This window comes from Micromonospora sp. NPDC049049, assembly GCF_040649115.1.
Lineage (GTDB): Bacteria > Actinomycetota > Actinomycetes > Mycobacteriales > Micromonosporaceae > Micromonospora.
Window position 1 is genome coordinate 192141 of sequence record NZ_JBEZEX010000001.1, and the last position, 16437, is coordinate 208577.

Below are 16437 nucleotides of genomic sequence, written 5' to 3' on the forward strand. Positions count from 1 at the left end.
GCGAGTCGGCCACGGGCGCGGCAGGATGGTACGCGTGACGACTCCAGAGGCGACCGGTTACCGCATCGAACGCGACTCGATGGGCGAGGTGGAGGTGCCCGCCGAGGCGCTGTGGCGGGCACAGACCCAACGCGCGGTGCAGAATTTCCCGATCTCCGGCCGGGGCATCGAACCGGCCCAGATCAAGGCGCTCGCGCAGATCAAGGGCGCGGCGGCCCAGGTCAACGGCGAGTTGGGCGTGATCGACGCCAACGTGGCCGCCGCGATCGCCGCCGCCGCCGCGCACGTGGCCGACGGTGGTTACGACGACCAGTTCCCGGTGGACGTGTTCCAGACCGGCTCGGGGACCTCGTCGAACATGAACACCAACGAGGTGATCGCGACACTGGCCACCCGGGAGCTGGGCTCACCGGTGCACCCGAACGACCACGTCAACGCCTCCCAGTCGAGCAACGACGTCTTCCCGTCCTCGATCCACCTGGCGGCCACCCAGTTCATCGTCGAGGATCTGCTGCCGTCGCTGGCCCACCTCGCGTCGGCGTTGGAGGCGAAGGCCGCCGAGTTCGAGACGGTGGTCAAGGCCGGGCGTACCCACCTGATGGACGCCACCCCGGTCACACTCGGCCAGGAGTTCGGCGGGTACGCAGCTCAGGTCCGCTACGGCATCGAACGGTTGGAGGGCTCCTTGCCCCGACTCGCCGAGCTGCCCCTGGGTGGCACCGCCGTCGGAACCGGGATCAACACCCCGCTCGGCTTCGCCGCCGCCGTGATCGACAAGCTGCGCGAGTCGACCGGGCTGCCGCTGAGCGAGGCGCGTAACCACTTCGAGGCGCAGGGCGCGCGAGACGCGCTTGTGGAAACCTCGGGGCAGCTGCGGACCGTGGCGATCGGCCTCTACAAGATCGCCAACGACATCCGCTGGATGGGCTCCGGTCCCCGCGCCGGTCTGCGCGAGCTACGCATCCCGGACCTCCAGCCCGGCTCGTCGATCATGCCGGGCAAGGTCAACCCGGTCGTCGCCGAGGCGATGCGGCAGGTCTGCGCCCAAGTCGTCGGCAACGACGCGACGGTCGGCTTCGCCGGCTCACAGGGCGACTTCGAGCTGAACGTGATGCTCCCGGTGATGGGCCGCAACCTGCTGGAGTCGATCCGGCTGCTCTCCGCGGTGAGCCGGCTCTTCGCTGACCGGCTGGTGGTCGGCCTGGTCGCGGACGCCGAGGTCTGTCTGGCGTACGCCGAGGGCTCACCGTCGATCGTCACCCCACTCAACCGCTACCTGGGGTACGACGAAGCCGCGTCGATCGCCAAGGAGGCGTTGGCCAAGCAGGCATCGATCCGCGAGGTGGTCATCTCCCGGGGCCACGTCGACTCCGGCAAGCTCACCGAGACCCAACTGGACGAGACGTTGGACCTGCTCCGGATGACCCACCCCTGACCCGTTCTGGCCTGCTCAGTACAGGTGTAGCGGTCTCGCCCAGCCGAGGAAGCGGGTGAAGAGCGCCGCAGGGTCGGGGCCGTCGTGCGGGTTGAGTAGGTACAGGTCGTGAGCCGCCTCGTGCAGCACCGTGCACAGGTAGATGCTCAGCCCGATCCGGTCGTGCGCGTACTCCTGCCGCAGAGCAAGTCGGGCGATGGGGCACGGCCAGGGCGCGGCGCAGACCCGGCAGAGCCAGAGTGGGCGCAGCGGCAGGTGCGGCCGGCAGGAGCGTGTGGTGAGCCCGCCCAGGGTGCTCCGGGGCATGGTGGGGTCCTCCTTTGGAGCTGAATCGTTCGTGACATCACCCCCCCGGCTCGCGCCGGCCGGCGTCGCGCTGGCCGCGCCGACGGTGCCGCGCTGCGCCGACTGCGCTGACCGCTCTGCGCTGCGTTGCTCCTGTCAAGATCGCGCTCGATCCTGGATGTAGTGGCCTTCGCGCGCCAGGAGACCACTGTTTCCAGGATCGAGCGCGATCTTGGTGGATGGTCGGCTTCGGTGGGGTTGGGACCGCCCGGCACGGGGGAGCGGGCGGTCCCGTGCGGCGCCGGCAGATCCCGGGGGACGGGGAGCGGTGCCGCACTTCACAGTCTGGTGATCAGGCGACTACGGTCGGAAGGGTTTGGCCGCGTCGTCATAGTCGCCCTGTTCTGGGTGGCACCGCCGCTGGCGGCCGGCTGGAAATGGTCGTCGGCGGGGTGGAGGGCGGGCACGGCATGGCCGATGGACAGATGACGGCGGCGGCGTTCCTGGTAGCGGAGCTGCGCCGGGCGCGGACTCGGCGCGGCTGGAGTCAGGACGAGCTGGCCAAGGCGGTCAACTACTCGGCGTCGATGGTCAGCGCCGTCGAGCTGGGCCAGCAGGTGCCCACCGCCAAGTACCTGGAACTCGTCGACCGGGCCCTCGACACCGGCGGCCTCTTCGGCCGCATGTCCACCGAACTGGTCAGCCTGGACAAGGCTCAGGTCTGGCTGCGCGGTTGGCGTGCGATCCTCGCGGAGGCGCGGGCGCTGCGATGGTTCGACCCGCTTCACGTCCCTGGCCTGCTGCAAACCGAAGACTATGCTCGCGCGATCTTCGAGTCGGACCGACTGCTCGATGCCGATGAGGTCGAGCGTCGGCTGACGGACCGAATGGACAGCCAGCGGGTCCTCTACGGGGATCGCCCGCCGCATGTGGTCGCGGTGCTTGACGAGTCGGTGCTGAGGCGACGCGTCGGCGGTCGGAAGGTCATGTGCGAGCAGTCTCTGCACCTGGCGCGCTTGGCGACCGAGCATCCGCGGGTTCAGCTCCATGTGGTGCCTCGCTCGGCCGAGGAGTATCCCGGCCTGAACGGGCCATTCATCCTTGCCACCGTGAACGACCATAGCGATCTTGCCTACCTCGGTGGCCAGATCGGCGGCCAGGAACTCGATCTACCTGCGGATCTGTTGCGTCTACAACGGACCTGGGAAGCTACCCTCGGGCAGGCGTTGCCACCGCAGGAGTCGATCGAGTTGCTGAGGGAAGTGGCAGAGTCGTGGAGTTGACCCGAGCCCGGTGGCGTAAGAGCAGCCGGAGTGGTTCCAACGACCAGTGCGTCGAGGTGGCTACGAATCTTGGGGAGGTGGTCGGGGTGCGAGACAGCAAGGACTCGGACGGGCCCGTGCTCGTTGTCGACGCGTACTCCTGGCGGCTCTTCGTGGTCGCGCCCCCGCGCTGACGCGACCGCCTCGCCCGCGACGGCGGTCGGGTTCTCCGCGCAACTGGCCCTGGTAAACGGGTCGACGGGGACTTGAGCGGGACGGATGATCCGGGCTATGGGTGACGATGGCGTGGGTGTGCCGGCGGGGACCGAGCGGCTGCGGTTGCGGCGGCTGACGATTGCCGACGTGGACGCGCTGGTCGAGTTGGACAGCGACCCCGAGGTGATGCGTTTTCTCACCGGTGGCGTCGCGACCCCGCCGGCGACCGTGCGGGGCGAGCAGTTGCCGAGGCTGCTGGCCCAGTACGACAGGCATCCCGGGCTGGGCCGGTGGGCAGCGCATGATCGGGCGTCCGGCGAGTTCCTGGGTTGGTTCGCGTTGGACCCGTCGGCGGACGGCACCGAGGCCGAGTTGGGCTATCGGCTGCGCCGCCCGACGTGGGGGCGAGGGCTGGCCACCGAGGGGGCGCGGGCGCTGGTCCGGTACGCCTTCGACGCCGTCGGGGTGCGCCGGGTCTGGGCCGAGACGATGACTGTCAACGAACGCTCCCGGCGGGTGATGGTGAAGGCCGGGTTGCACTACGTGCGGACCTTCCACCTCCAGTGGGATCACCCGATTCCGGGCACCGAGCAGGGCGAGGTGGAGTACGAGGTGCGGGCCGAGGAGTGGGCGACCATCGGTCAGGAGCGGCCGGCGGCCCGGCGGGCGCGGTAGGCGGTCACCGCGGCGCGGTTGCCGCAGCCGGCCTCGCAGAACCGCCGGGAGCGGTTGCGGGACAGGTCGACGACGACGTTGTCGCAGTCCGGGTATTCGCAGATCCGCAATCGGCTCAACTCGCCGCTACGGACCAGGTCGGCCATCGCCATGGCGGCCTCGACCGCGATCCGGGTCGCCAGCGGCGCGTCGCGGGGAACGGCGTGCAGGTGGTACGGCTCGTCGTCGTGCTCGATGAGCTGAGGCAGCGCCTTGTGTTCCAGAAGCAGGCCGTTGACCACAGCGACGATCTCGGGTGGTTCGGCGTGCCAGATGCGGCGCAGTTGGGGCCGCAGCTCCCGTACGGCGCGCAGCTCGGCCTCGGTGTGCTCGTGCCGGCCACTGTAGGAGTGGCGGATGAAGAACGCGTCCAGCGCCGCGATGTCGGGCAGCAACTCACCGTCCCGACCTGCGGTGTTGACCAGCGCCGCTGCGGCGATCAGCGAACATTCGGTGTCATGAGCGAATAGCAACTTGACTCCTGTCACGGCTCCCGCCTAGCGTCATCAGCACAAGGATAGTTTGCTCATGACACGGTGCCCATTGCGAGGAGCGCGACATGCACTCTCGACCTGCTGCCGGCGTCGGGTTGGCGCTGCTCGCCGCAGTCACCTTCGCCACCTCCGGAACCTTCGCCCGGTCGCTCATCGAGGCCGGCTGGTCAGCCGAGTCCGCTGTGATCGCCCGCGTCGGCGTGGCCGCCCTGGTGCTGGCGATCCCCGCCCTGCTGTCGCTGCGGGGCAAATGGGACGTGCTGCGAAGCAACGCCGCGACCATCGGGCTGTTCGGGCTCCTCGGGGTGGCGGTGGCCCAGGTGTGCTACTTCAACGCCGTGCGCTACCTGCCGGTCGGTGTCGCGCTGCTGCTGGAATACCTGGGCATCATCCTCGTCGTGGCCTGGATGTGGCTGCGGCACGGGCAGCCGCCCCGCCGACTCACCATCGCCGGGTCGGTGGCCGCGCTGGCCGGGCTGGCGTTCGTGCTCGACATCGCCGGCACCGCCGACTTCCACCCGGTGGGCGTGCTCTGGGGGCTCGGCGCGGCATTCGGCCTGGCCGGATACTTCGTGCTCGCCGGCCGCGTCGACCCCCGGCTGCCCTCGGTCGCCCTGGCCAGCGGTGGGATGGCAGTCGGTGCCGCCGTGCTGTTGCTCATCGGGCTGACCGGCCTGCTGCCACTGCACGCCACCTTCGGTGAGGTCACCTTCGCCGGGCAGCCCACCAGCTGGTTGGTGCCCATCGCCGGGCTGTCGCTGGTGGCCGCCGTCATCGCGTACCTCGCCGGCATCGCCGGCACCCGGATCCTCGGGCCCCGCCTGTCGTCGTTCGTCGGGCTGACCGAGGTGCTCTTCGCAGTGCTGATCGCGTGGTTGTTCCTGAACGAGCTGCCCACCGGCTGGCAGTTGTTCGGCGGTGCGCTGATCGTCGCCGGCGTTGCCCTGGTACGCCTCGACGAACTGCGGGGGTCGCCCTCGACGCCCGCGCCGGTCACGCCCGAGCCCGAGCTGGCGCTTGACGGTCGGTGAGGGTCCGCGGTCGATGTGCTCCCGATGGCCGGCCCGTTGCCGGCAGGCATTGAGTGCTGCGGGCCGAGTGCTCCCGACGGTCGGCGGTGGCGCCTCGCCGGGCCGGCCCGCGGTCGGTGTGGCTGAACCGACTCGGCCTGCCTCGCCCGTCCGGCTGCCCACCCGACGCCGAAGTATCCGGCATGGCCGAGCTGCCGGCCGCGCTCGCGAAACTGGGTGTCGACGCGGTAGGCGTGTAGGTCGAGCCGGCGGGCGTAAGTGTCTGTGCGGCCTGTGTCTGTGCGACCTGCGTCTGTGCAGCCTGTCTGTGTGGCCGGGGTGCGGCCCGAACTGGCGTGATTCACGGCCATAACGGGCGTTCATCTGGCGCGATGCGGATCGGTGTTGTGTGATGGCTGGCACGTCCCTCAACGAGAGGATCCGATGTGGTGAGCAAGCGCTTCACCGCCCGTACGGTCGCGACCGCGGCTGTGCTGGCACTTACGGCTACGGGGTTGGGTGTGCCGGCCAACGCCGCGCCGAGCGATTCCCGGACCTTCACCGTCGTCGCCGAGGATGGCGTCGCCATCGACACGGCCGTTGCCGCGATCCGGGCGGCTGGCGGCACTGTGGTGTCCCGGTCCGATGAGGTCGGCATGTTCCAGGTCAGCAGCGACCGGGCCGACTTCGCGGCCAGGGCGACCGCCGCGCCGACGTTGATCGGTGCCGCCGAGCAGAAGGCCATCGGCCGCAAGCCGAAGCTGGACCGGGTCGAGCAGGAGCACCTGCTGGCCGCTGCCGGTGCTCGTGCCGGTGCTGCCGGTGCTGCCAAGAAGGGCGCCAAGCTCGATCCGCTCGACGACAAGCTCTGGGGCCTGGAGATGATCCGGGCCGACAAGGCCCGCAAGATCGAGCCGGGCGACCGTCGGGTGACCGTCGGCGTGCTGGACACCGGCGTCGACGCCAGCAACCCGGACATCGCGCCGAACTTCAACTGGTCGCTGTCGCGCAACTTCGCGCCTGACCTGACCGACGTGGACGGCCCCTGCGAGGTGCCGAGCTGCCTCGACCCGGTCGGCACCGACGACGGCGGGCACGGCACCCACGTGGCCGGCACCATCGGCGCCGCGGCCAACGGCTTCGGACTCTCCGGCGTCGCCCCGAACGTCTCGCTGGTCGAGCTCAAGGGCGGCCAGGACTCCGGCTACTTCTTCCTCGACCCGGTCGTCAATGCTCTGGTCTACGCCGGCCGCTCCGGGATCGACGTGGTCAACATGTCGTTCTATGTCGACCCGTGGCTCTACAACTGCACCGCCAACCCGGCCGACTCCCCCGAGGACCAGGCCGAGCAGCGGGCCATCATCAAGGCGATGAAGCGGGCGCTGGCCTTCGCGCACAACAAGGGCGTGACCCTCGTCGGTGCGCTCGGCAACAACAACGAGGACCTGGGTGCACCGCGCACCGATGTCTCGAGCCCCGACTACGGCGCCGACCCGTACCCCCGACCGATCGACAACGAGAGCTGCTGGGACCTCCCCACCGAGGGCCCGCACGTGATCGGCGTGTCGTCGGTCGGCCCGTCCGGCAAGAAGTCGGACTTCTCCAACTACGGCACCGAGCAGATCTCGGTCGCCGCGCCGGGAGGCTGGTTCCGGGACGGCTTCGGCACCGACACCTTCCGTACCGACGCCAACATGATCCTCTCCTCGTACCCGAAGCACGTGCTTCAGGAGGAAGGATCGGTCGACGCCGACGGCAACATCGTCCCCGGCTTCGAGAACTCGGTCTTCAAGCAGTGCAAGGCCAACGGTGAGTGCGGCTACTACACGTACCTCCAGGGCACCTCGATGGCGTCCCCGCACGCCGCCGGTGTCGCCGCGCTGATCGTCAGCCGGTACGGCAAGGCGCAGGGTCGGAATGGTTTCGGGATGTCGCCGGACCAGGTCGAGCAGCACCTCTACCGCACGGCCGCCGAGCACGCGTGCCCGGAGCCGCGCCTCCAGCAGTACCGCAACGAGGGCCGGGACGAGACCTACGACGCGTACTGCGCCGGTGGGCTCAACTTCAACGGCTTCTACGGCTACGGGATCGTCGACGCCTACGCGGCGGTGAAGACCCCGCTCAAGCCGAACGCCCGCCCGTAGCGCACATCGCACTGCGGTGGCCCAACTGCCACCGTGCCCCGGGGCCCGGTCGACACGTCGTCGACCGGGCCTCGGGTCGTCCATGCCTGTTGTCACCGACCTTCGCCCGACGCCGTTCATGATTGACGCGGTTTGCTGGAAGGTGCGGTGTTGGTGCCTGGAGGATGGCGCGGTTTCCAGGAACCTGAGTTGATCCCGGTCATCTGGACGATCCCTGTCGCCAGCCGCGGCTGACCAGCGCGTCGCGTACCTCTCGAAGCACCGCTGGGAACTCACCGTGCAGCCGCCGACTGGTCACGTGCAGAACCAGCCAACCCGCGCCGACCAGTTGATTCAGCCGACGGCGATCGCGGTGCAGTTGCTCCACGCCGGAGTGCCACTTTCCGTCGTACTCCACCGCCACCCGATATTGCGGCCAGGCCAGATCGGGATGCAGAACAAGTCCGGTGGGCAGGCGCACCGGATGTTGAACCGCCGGGCGCGGCAGCCCGCCCAACACCAACCGGACGCGCAGCTGGGATTCTGGCGGAGACTCGGCTCCACCGTCGGCCAGGTCAAACACCCAGCGCGCTCGTCGGCCACCGGGGCGGTCAGCGTTGCGGGCAGCCATGGTACTCAGCGCGTCGCGGTCGGCAAGCCCTTGACCAAGTAGCGAGTCGACGATTGCGACCGCCCGGACCGGGTCGAGCCAGACAGCCGTCTCCCAGGCGGCCCGCCCGGGATCTGATCGGGGGATCGGGAGGTCTCGCTCCCTGGTCCTGGGCGGACTGGCCGCCGCCCATTCATCGCCCCGGCCGGCCACCACCAAGCCCTCTGCTCCGACGGACACGGCGGCCGGGCGGGACAGCTGTCGTGCTGGGCGTGGTGACCTTCCGCCGGCAGGTGGGCGGCCCACTCCCGTAGGTCGCGCTGCATCACGTGGACTTCCCGCGCTCGGGGGTCGTCCTGCGACCGGCATTCGTCCTGCGTCTGGCGGTCGTCCTGCGTCTGGCGGTCGTCCTGCGTCTGGCGGGTTTCCTGGGGTCGACGGACAGCTCGCCTCTGGCTGTCGACCTGCGTCTGGTGGTCGTCTTGTGCCTGCCGGTCGTCGCGTGGTTGACGCCGTCGGCTCAGCGGTCTCGCTCGCCGTGAGCGGGGTGATGGTGTTGACGTGCACGCGGAGGCCGCGCTGTGAGCCGACCCGTAACGATCGGGGTACGAGGACGTGCACGTCGTCGGTGAAGCTCGCGGCGTGTTGGACGCCGTGCAGGTAGGCGGCCGACGGACCGCCGACCACCACGCCGGGCGGTAGCCGGAGGAGGGCGGCGCGACACGCGAGGGCGTGGTCCCGATCCAACCGCGCATCGGCGTAGATGTCGTGGCGCAACCGCACCCAGGCAGAGTTGCGCAACTGATGTTCGGTGAGCAGGCCGCCTCGGACAGCGTCGGAGCCGCGGAAGACCTGCCAGGTCAGGGCATCGGGGCGATGTGGACGTGGGGGCATGCCACGCAGCCTGCCGACCACCGACTAACCACCGAAACCCCTGTGGACAACCGGGCCCGCGGGTGCCGCCGGCCCTGTGGACAACGACGAATCCGCCAGGCAATCGTGCTATGGCACCGGCCAGGGCGGCCGACCAATCGGCATCCGGGCCGCCGAGGGGCAGTGATCCACTCGCGTTCCTTGAAGTCGGGCGGTCGCTGGCTCTGGGACACCGCGACTTCCGTGAACCCGAGTTGATCAAGCCGGGACGGGGTGCGCGGCGGGGCGGCGCGGCGCGCGGCAGGGGCGGTGAGGGCGCGCGGCGGTCGGGGGTCAGCTGAGGGCGGTGGCGATCGCGCGGGCGGCGGCCAGCACCTCAGGGCCGATGGAGTCGACGTCCAGCGGGGCGAGCGCGACCACGCCGACGCTGGCCTCCAGGCCGGGTACGCCGAGCACCGGTGCGGCGACCCCGTACGCCCCGGCCTGCAACTCTCCGCTGCTACTGAGCGGCTCGGCCAACCCGGCGCGACCGGCAAGGATCGCCCGTCCGGCCGCCCCTCGCTCCAGCGGGTGTCGTGCTCCGGCCCGGTACGCGACGTGGAACGACGTCCAGCTTGGCTCGACCACGGCCAGGGCGACGCCCTCGCCACCTTCGACGACGGTCAGGTGCGCGGTCGCGCCGGCCTGCTCGGCGAGGCGGCGTAACGCGGGCAGCGCACCCTCGGCGAGCAGCGGCTGGGCCCTGCGGGCCAGATGCAGCAACCCGGCACCGAGACGCAGCCGACCGTCTCCGTCGCGACGCAGCATGCCGTGCCCGGTCAGCGCAGTGACCAGTCGGTAGACGGCGGCCCGGCCGATGCCGAGCCGATTCGCGGCCTCGGTGACGGTCAGACCGCCGGGGACCTCGGCGACCAGGTGTAGCAGCCGCAACCCCCGGTCCAGCGTCTGCGACGTCTCCCCGCCCCGCCCCGCAACCACATCGGCCGACCCTATGCCAGCCTCGGGCCGCCCGAGGGCGGCGTCGGCCGGCCGCACGCCAGCCTCGGGCCGTCCGTGGGCCGGGTCGGCCGGCCGCACGCCAGCCTCGGGCCGCCCGTGGGCCGCGTCGGCCGAGCTGGAGGCCCGTCCGCGGGCGGCGCCGGACCGCCCTTCACCTGCGCCGGCCGAGCCGAAGGTCGCGTCGGTCGGCACGGAAGCCCGGTGGAGGGCCGGGTCGGCGGGGGTGGTGGGGTTGGCTGGCGGGTCACCGGAGCCACCGGAGCGTGCGGTCGCATCCACGCCTGGCAGCGTACGACCCGGCACCGGCGGACCCGGACAGGCACGGACAGCTACCCTTGTACGGTGACGCTACGCCTGTATGACACCGCCACCCGATCGGTGCGGGACTTCGTCCCGCGGGAAGCCGGCAAGGTGGGGGTCTACCTGTGTGGTCTCACCCTTCAGGCTCCGCCGCACATCGGTCACCTTCGCTCCGGCGTCAACTATGACGTCCTGCGGCGTTGGCTGTTGGCCGCCGGCTACGAGGTCACCTTCATTCGCAACCTGACCGACATCGACGACAAGATCCTGGTCAAGGCCGGCGAGCAGGGTCGTCCGTTCTGGTCGATCGCGTACGCCAACGAGCTGCTGCTGGCCGAGTCGTACCGGTCGTTGAACGTGCTGGCGCCCACCTACGAGCCGCGCGCCACCGGGCACATCCCCGAGATGCACGAGCTGATCACGAAGTTGATCGCCGACGGGCACGCGTACCCGGCGAGTGACGGCTCCGGCGACGTCTACTTCGACGTGGCGTCCTGGCCGGCGTACGGGTCGCTGTCGGGTCAGTCTCCGGACGCCATGCAGTCCGCTGGGGACGCCCCGGATCGGGGCAAGCGGGATCCGCGCGACTTCGCGCTGTGGAAGGGTGCCAAACCGGACGAGCCGGCGGACGCGTACTGGCCTTCACCGTGGGGTCTGGGCCGTCCGGGTTGGCACATCGAGTGCTCGGCGATGTGCTGGCGCTACCTCGGCCCGGAGTTCGACATCCACGGCGGTGGCCTGGATCTGACGTTCCCGCACCACGAGAACGAGATCGCCCAGTCCCAGGCGGCCGGGTTGCCGTTCGCCCGCTACTGGGTGCACCACGGGCTGCTGAGCATCGGCGGGGCCAAGATGGGCAAGTCCGCCGGCAACGCGCTGGGCCTGGCGTACGTGGACTCGCTCGGGGTGCGGCCGGTGGAGCTGCGCTACTACTACGCCGCCGCGCACTACCGCTCGGTGATCGACTACTCGGAGGATTCGCTGCGCGACGCGGCCACCGCGTACCGGCGGATCGAGGGTTTCGTGCAGCGGGCCGCCGAGCGGGTCGGTGCCGGGCAGGTCGGTGAGCTGCCCGCCGGCTTCGTCGCGGCGATGGACGACGACCTCAACACGTCCGCCGCGCTGGCCGTGCTGCAACAGCACATTCGGGACGGCAACACCGCGCTGAGCGTCGGCGACGATGTGACCGTCCGCACCACGCTGGCCGTGGTGCGGGCAATGCTGGATATTCTCGGGATCGACCCCCTCGACCCGGCCTGGACCGGCGGCGGCCGATCGGACGATCTTCGTGCCGTGGTGGACTCCCTGATCGCGCTGGCCCTGGAGCAGCGTGCGCAGGCGCGGGGCCGCAAGGACTGGGCTGCCGCGGACGCCGTGCGTGACCAGCTCAAGCTGGCCGGCGTGGTGGTCGAGGACACCCCCCAGGGCCCCCGTTGGACTATTGGAGAGCAGGACTGATGGCCGGCAACTCGCAGCGCCGTGGCCGGCGACTGACGTCGAAGGCAGGCGCCCCCAAGGGCACCGGCGGCAAGAACAAGGACTCGTTGGCCGGGCGGGGTCGCACCCTGCCCGCGGACGAGCGGCCGTGGCACAAGGGCTACTCGGGCACCGAGAAGCTGCCCCAGCGCACCGCCTGGAAGCAGGACAAGGAGCGCCGCGCGGCGGCCGAGGAGGGGCGCGCCCCCAAGATCGGTCAGCCCGGCTCCAAGGACACCACCTGGGGCAGGGGCGGCGGTCGGGGCGTACCGGTGGGCCGGGGTGCTGCCACCGGCGGACGGGGCGGCAAGCCCACTGGGCGGTCCGGCCCCCGGGTCGCGCCGGGGCGCAAGTCCAACCCGTCCAAGGACACCCCGGAGCTGTTGGTCGGGCGTAACCCGGTGCTGGAGGCGCTGCGCGCCAACGTGCCGGCGACGGCGCTCTACACGGCCCAGGGCATCGACATGGACGACCGGGTCAACGAGATCATCCGGACCGCCGCCGACCGGGGCATCGCCAACCTGGAGATCAGCCGCGCCGAGTTGGACCGGATGACCGGCGGGGTGCTGCACCAGGGCGTCGGCCTGCAGGTGCCGCCCTTCGCGTACCAGCCGTTCGAGGACATGGTCGCCGCTGCCCTGGAGCAGCAGGCCCCGCTGCTGGTCGCGCTGGACGGTGTCACCGACCCGCGCAACCTGGGCGCCGTGATCCGTTCGGCTGCCGCGTTCGGCGCGCAGGGTGTCTTCGTACCCGAGCGTCGTGCCGCCGGGATCACCGCGACCGCCTGGCGGACCAGCGCCGGCGCGGCCGCTCGGGTGCCGGTCGCGCAGGTGACCAACCTGACCCGGTCGCTGAAGGCGTGCCGGGACGCCGGCTTCATGGTCGTCGGCCTGGACGCCGACGGCGACACCGACCTCTACAACCTGGAGGCCGCGGTCGGTCCGCTGGTGGTGGTGGTCGGTTCCGAGGGGCGCGGTCTTTCCCGCCTGGTCGGGGAGACCTGCGACCTGACCGTCAGCATCCCGATGATCTCCGAGGTCGAGTCGCTCAACGCCAGTGTGGCGGCGGCGGTCGCCCTGGCCGAGGTCGCCCGCCGGCGCTCCGTCGAGCTGTAGCGCACGTCGAACCAAGGCCCCCTCCCGCCGATCGCGGGAGGGGGCCTTCGTCGTCAGGCGCCGAGGCGGGCTGAAGAACCGTTTTCGGTACGACGAAGGGGCGGCCCGCCGAAGCGGACCGCCCCTGTCGGTACGGCGTTACGTCAGATCCGGCCACCGGTGGCGGCGTGGAAGACGTGGCTGCGACCGGCAACCGGCTTGACGAACACGGTGTCACCCATGTTCGGCATGTTGCGCCGGTCGGTGCGGACGACGAAGCGCTCCGAGTTGCCACCCAGAGCGGCGTGGCCGTAGACGTTGGCGTCCGAGCCGAGGTCCTCGACCAGCTCGACAACCACCGGCATGCCGCCCTCGGTCGGGCTGACCAGCTCGCAGTCCTCCGGACGGAAGCCCACGGTGACCTTGCCGTCGCCACCCTCGGCGCGGGCCGCCTCGACCTGCTCGCGGGTGAGCGGGATCTGCAGCTCGGCGAACTCGGCGCCCCGCTCGTTCAGCGGAACGGTCTTGATGTTCATGGCGGGCGAGCCCATGAAGCCGGCGACGAACACGTTGGCCGGGGTGTCGTAGAGCGCCCGCGGGGTGTCCACCTGCTGGAGAACACCGTCGAGCAGCACCGCGACCCGGTGACCCATGGTCATGGCCTCGACCTGGTCGTGCGTGACGTAGACAGTGGTGACGCCCAGCTTGGCCTGCAGGGACGCGATCTGGGTACGGGTCTGCACGCGGAGCTTGGCGTCGAGGTTCGACAGCGGCTCGTCCATGAGGAAGACCTGCGGCTCGCGGACGATCGCCCGGCCCATCGCGACACGCTGACGCTGACCACCGGAGAGCGCCTTCGGCTTACGGCTGAGGTACTCCTCCAGCTGGAGCAGCCCGGCCGCCTCCTTGACCCGCCGGTCGATCTCCGACTTGGAGGTCTTGCGGAGCTTGAGGGCGAACGCCATGTTCTCGTACACCGTCATGTGCGGGTAGAGGGCGTAGTTCTGGAAGACCATCGCGATGTCGCGGGCCTTCGGGGGAAGGTGAGTGACGTCACGCTGGTCGATGTAGATCGAACCGGCGTCCACGTCCTCCAGGCCGGCGAGCATCCGCAGGCTGGTGGACTTACCGCAACCGGAGGGGCCGACCAGGACGAGGAACTCCCCGTCGCCGATCTCAAGGTCCAGCTCGTTGACGGCGGGACGCTCTTGGCCCGGGTAGACCCGGGATGCCTTGGAATAGGTGACCGTAGCCATGGTGAAGCGCTTCCTTTCACCGGCAGGAACGTGCCGGACGATCCGAGTGAAGGAGCAACCGGCACGTGTCCGTGCCGGTCATCGGACGGCGCTCGGTCGCGGGGGCGCCCGGTCGTCGTCCGTGTGTGAACCGTAAACGCGTTTCCCCCTGCTGCCAAGGCGGGGGGACGCCCAGCCCACCAGTCGGGCTACGCATTCCGGTCACTCGGGCACGGTCAGACATCAATCGACGCCGTGGCAAACGAGTCTGCGTCGGGTTGTTGACGATTCCCGTGCTCGGGAGGCCTCGCGATCGGGATTACCGGAGATCAGTCGCTATGCTGACCTCGACACGCGCGCCCCTGTAGCTCAGCTGGCCAGAGCACTCGCCTTGTAAGCGAGATGTCGCCGGTTCGATCCCGGCCGGGGGCTCCAATTACATCAGACCTTTCCGATCGGCGCTGCTGTGCCTCTGCCGGTTGCCCCGAGGGCAACCGGACCTCGACCAAGTTCGCTATCGTGCCTCCGTCCCGCCATCAGGCGGCGGTCAACGGGGGAATCACAATGAGACAGAGCACCACTCTGCTCGTGCTGGCTCTGACCAGCGGTCTGCTCTTTGCTGCCGGCTGCACTCCGACGACTGAGCCCACGTCCACCGACGAACCGGTTCAGGCCACCGCCACCGCCACGGCCGCGCCGTCCCCGACGCCCGACGTCCGCGCTGAGCTGGTCGCGGCATTGCAGCGGTCGCATGGGGCTGCCCACCGGTACGCAGTGCGCGGCAACCTGCCCGAAGGGCAGAACGTCATTGGCACGGGTGCCTTCGACCCGAAGAAGCGCCGTTTCCAGACCACGGTCTCGGTCACCGGCGGGAAGTACCCGTCGGCGGGGAGCCGGATCGTGATTGGCAACGACAGTTACGTGCGGCCGTCCGACGAGAAGGACTGGGTGCACGTCGATCTGAAGCGAGTGAAGCGCGACGACCCCTTCCTCCGCTTCGACTGGGTCGACCCGACCGGACTGAAGGCGTTCACCTCGTCGATCGCCTCGGTGGACCGCGTCGACCCGCACACCTACACGGGCCGTTTCGACCCCACCGGCAAGGACGCCAGATCGTTCCTCCCCGTGGGTGCACCGAGCATCGTCTCGATCGGCATACGTCTGTCGCCGTTCACGATCACCACCAACGACAAGGGTTGGGTCACCTCGATCAAGGTGGAGCTGAGCCCCAGCGAAGGCCCGAAACTGACGCTGACCACCACCATGAAGGATCACGGAAAGTCCTTGAAGATCAACGAGCCGGCACGCGCTGGTGAGGCCGCCGACTTCTACTACCGCAAGTGACAGCTCGGCCGTACTGGTCCGATCGGACGACGCGGTGCCCGACGGTAACCTGGGGCCGGAGCAGCGCGGAGCGGGTCGGGGGCAGATGAGTCGGGCGGTGGAGGAGTCGAACCGGGCGATGCTGCGCGCCCGGGACGCGATGGACCGGGCGTACGCCGAGCCTCTGGACATCCCCGCGTTGGCCCGGATCGCGCACGTCTCGCAGGCGCACTTCATCCGTACCTTCCGGGCCACCTTCGGTGAGACCCCGCACCGCTACCTGCAACGCCGCCGGGTGGAGCGGGCGATGTCGTTGCTGAGGGAGACCGACCGGGACGTCACGGACATCTGTTACGCCGTCGGCTTTGGCAGCCTGGGCACGTTCAGCCGGACGTTCCGGCAGATCGTCGGGGAGTCGCCCTCGGATTTCCGGCGTCAGCGCGTCGCGCCGGCCAACGTGCCGTCGTGCTTCACCAAAGCCTGGACCCGACCAAGCAGTTTTGGATAAGCAGCAGGTCAGAGGCTGCGTCTAGCGTCATGGGCATGACGATGAACGCGATCAGCCGCTCCCAGATCTACGTCCTCGACCAGGACGCCGCGCTTGACTTCTACGTCAACAAGCTCGGCATGGAGGTCAACACCGACCAGGACCTCGGCTTCATGCGGTGGCTCACTGTCAACCTGCCCGGCGACCCGGAGCGCGAGATCCTGTTGGAGAAGCCCGGCCCGCCCGCGCTGGACCCGGCCACCGCCGAGCAGGTCCGGGAGCTGCTCACCAAGGGTGCCCTCGGCGGGTACCTCTTCATGACCACTGACGACGCCCGCAAGACGCACGAGGACCTTGTGGCGAAGGGCGTCGAGATCACGGACGAGCCGACCGAGCGCCCGTACGGGATCGACTTCGGCATCCGGGACCCGTTCGGCAACCGGATCCGCATCGGCCAGATGTTCCCCCGGGCGTAGAGGGCGTGCGATCAGCCGGGCCGCG

The 16437-nt window shown here is 70.0% G+C and carries 16 protein-coding genes and 1 tRNA gene; 12 read left to right on the forward strand and 5 right to left on the reverse strand.

The genetic code is table 11. The annotated features are described in order from the left end of the window. Positions 1–25: 25 nt before the first annotated feature. Positions 26–1435 carry a class II fumarate hydratase gene (locus AB0B68_RS00880; RefSeq protein WP_357193844.1) on the forward strand — a complete coding sequence of 470 codons (1410 nt, stop codon included), beginning with the start codon at positions 26–28 and terminating at the stop codon, positions 1433–1435. Between the two features lie 15 nt (positions 1436–1450). On the opposite strand, the gene AB0B68_RS00885 is transcribed toward AB0B68_RS00880, so the two are convergent. Beyond that, entirely contained in the window at positions 1451–1741 is a 291-nt protein-coding gene (locus tag AB0B68_RS00885) for a hypothetical protein (RefSeq protein WP_357257223.1), read from the reverse strand. A 449-nt stretch (positions 1742–2190) separates the two neighbouring features. Here AB0B68_RS00885 and AB0B68_RS00890 point away from each other — a divergent pair, with 449 nt between their 5' ends. The 3 genes from AB0B68_RS00890 (at position 2191) to AB0B68_RS00900 (ending at position 3873) form a co-directional block, all read left to right on the forward strand. Then, complete coding sequence (locus tag AB0B68_RS00890; protein WP_357193849.1) at positions 2191–3003, forward strand: helix-turn-helix transcriptional regulator; 813 nt, start codon at positions 2191–2193, stop codon at positions 3001–3003. After that, a complete protein-coding gene (locus AB0B68_RS00895; RefSeq protein WP_354940258.1) occupies positions 2994–3176 on the forward strand; it encodes a DUF397 domain-containing protein in 183 nt (60 codons plus the stop codon). Before AB0B68_RS00890 ends, AB0B68_RS00895 begins: the two co-directional genes overlap by 10 nt. Positions 3177–3273: 97 nt before the next feature. After that, positions 3274–3873, forward strand: coding sequence for a GNAT family N-acetyltransferase (locus AB0B68_RS00900; RefSeq protein ID WP_357257226.1), 600 nt, complete (start codon positions 3274–3276; stop codon positions 3871–3873). On the opposite strand, the gene AB0B68_RS00905 is transcribed toward AB0B68_RS00900, so the two are convergent. Then, positions 3840–4385, reverse strand: coding sequence for a CGNR zinc finger domain-containing protein (locus AB0B68_RS00905; RefSeq protein ID WP_357193857.1), 546 nt, complete (start codon positions 4383–4385; stop codon positions 3840–3842). The two genes, AB0B68_RS00900 and AB0B68_RS00905, sit on opposite strands and share 34 nt — an antisense overlap. 86 nt (positions 4386–4471) lie before the next feature. Between AB0B68_RS00905 and AB0B68_RS00910 the strand changes: the two genes are divergently transcribed. Next, entirely contained in the window at positions 4472–5437 is a 966-nt protein-coding gene (locus AB0B68_RS00910) for a DMT family transporter (RefSeq protein WP_357257229.1), read from the forward strand. A 428-nt stretch (positions 5438–5865) separates the two neighbouring features. After that, entirely contained in the window at positions 5866–7560 is a 1695-nt protein-coding gene (locus AB0B68_RS00915; protein ID WP_357257232.1) for a S8 family serine peptidase, read from the forward strand. Between the two features lie 199 nt (positions 7561–7759). Here AB0B68_RS00915 and AB0B68_RS00920 read toward each other — a convergent pair whose 3' ends face one another. Beyond that, a complete protein-coding gene (locus AB0B68_RS00920; protein ID WP_357193865.1) occupies positions 7760–8122 on the reverse strand; it encodes a DUF559 domain-containing protein in 363 nt (120 codons plus the stop codon). A gap of 1233 nt (positions 8123–9355) precedes the next feature. After that, on the reverse strand, positions 9356–10015 hold the full coding sequence (locus AB0B68_RS00925; RefSeq protein ID WP_357194064.1) for a helix-turn-helix domain-containing protein: 660 nt from the start codon (positions 10013–10015) through the stop codon (positions 9356–9358). Between the two features lie 348 nt (positions 10016–10363). Here AB0B68_RS00925 and cysS point away from each other — a divergent pair, with 348 nt between their 5' ends. Continuing rightward, a complete protein-coding gene (gene cysS, locus AB0B68_RS00930; protein ID WP_357193871.1) occupies positions 10364–11779 on the forward strand; it encodes a cysteine--tRNA ligase in 1416 nt (471 codons plus the stop codon). Beyond that, complete coding sequence (rlmB, locus tag AB0B68_RS00935) at positions 11779–12912, forward strand: 23S rRNA (guanosine(2251)-2'-O)-methyltransferase RlmB (protein ID WP_357193874.1); 1134 nt, start codon at positions 11779–11781, stop codon at positions 12910–12912. The genes cysS and rlmB overlap by 1 nt, the downstream gene beginning before the upstream one ends. Positions 12913–13055: 143 nt before the next feature. Here the strand turns inward: rlmB and ugpC are convergent, their stop codons facing one another. After that, entirely contained in the window at positions 13056–14147 is a 1092-nt protein-coding gene (ugpC, locus tag AB0B68_RS00940; protein ID WP_091403085.1) for a sn-glycerol-3-phosphate ABC transporter ATP-binding protein UgpC, read from the reverse strand. A gap of 337 nt (positions 14148–14484) precedes the next feature. Between ugpC and AB0B68_RS00945 the strand changes: the two genes are divergently transcribed. From AB0B68_RS00945 to AB0B68_RS00960, 4 genes are all read left to right on the forward strand, one after another. Beyond that, positions 14485–14561: transfer RNA gene (locus AB0B68_RS00945), tRNA-Thr, on the forward strand. Positions 14562–14714: 153 nt separating this feature from the next. Further along, the gene (locus AB0B68_RS00950) at positions 14715–15470 is read left to right on the forward strand and encodes a hypothetical protein (RefSeq protein WP_357257235.1); all 756 of its coding nucleotides are present in this window, start codon (positions 14715–14717) and stop codon (positions 15468–15470) included. A gap of 85 nt (positions 15471–15555) precedes the next feature. Next, positions 15556–15957, forward strand: a complete 402-nt coding sequence (locus tag AB0B68_RS00955; RefSeq protein WP_357194067.1) for an AraC family transcriptional regulator — start codon at positions 15556–15558, stop codon at positions 15955–15957. Positions 15958–15992: 35 nt separating this feature from the next. Then, positions 15993–16412, forward strand: coding sequence for a VOC family protein (locus tag AB0B68_RS00960; protein ID WP_088952055.1), 420 nt, complete (start codon positions 15993–15995; stop codon positions 16410–16412). Positions 16413–16437 lie beyond the last annotated feature (25 nt).

Bases quoted from the DNA above. Each gene is read 5' to 3' on its own strand.
- AB0B68_RS00960 (WP_088952055.1), top strand. From the start codon at position 15,993: ATGACGATGAACGCGATCAGCCGCTCCCAGATCTACGTCCTCGACCAG.
- AB0B68_RS00910 (WP_357257229.1), top strand. From the start codon at position 4,472: ATGCACTCTCGACCTGCTGCCGGCGTCGGGTTGGCGCTGCTCGCCGCA.
- AB0B68_RS00880 (WP_357193844.1), top strand. From the start codon at position 26: ATGGTACGCGTGACGACTCCAGAGGCGACCGGTTACCGCATCGAACGC.
- AB0B68_RS00900 (WP_357257226.1), top strand. From the start codon at position 3,274: ATGGGTGACGATGGCGTGGGTGTGCCGGCGGGGACCGAGCGGCTGCGG.
- ugpC (WP_091403085.1), bottom strand. From the start codon at position 14,147: ATGGCTACGGTCACCTATTCCAAGGCATCCCGGGTCTACCCGGGCCAA.
- AB0B68_RS00955 (WP_357194067.1), top strand. From the start codon at position 15,556: ATGAGTCGGGCGGTGGAGGAGTCGAACCGGGCGATGCTGCGCGCCCGG.
- AB0B68_RS00885 (WP_357257223.1), bottom strand. From the start codon at position 1,741: ATGCCCCGGAGCACCCTGGGCGGGCTCACCACACGCTCCTGCCGGCCG.
- rlmB (WP_357193874.1), top strand. From the start codon at position 11,779: ATGGCCGGCAACTCGCAGCGCCGTGGCCGGCGACTGACGTCGAAGGCA.
- AB0B68_RS00890 (WP_357193849.1), top strand. From the start codon at position 2,191: ATGGCCGATGGACAGATGACGGCGGCGGCGTTCCTGGTAGCGGAGCTG.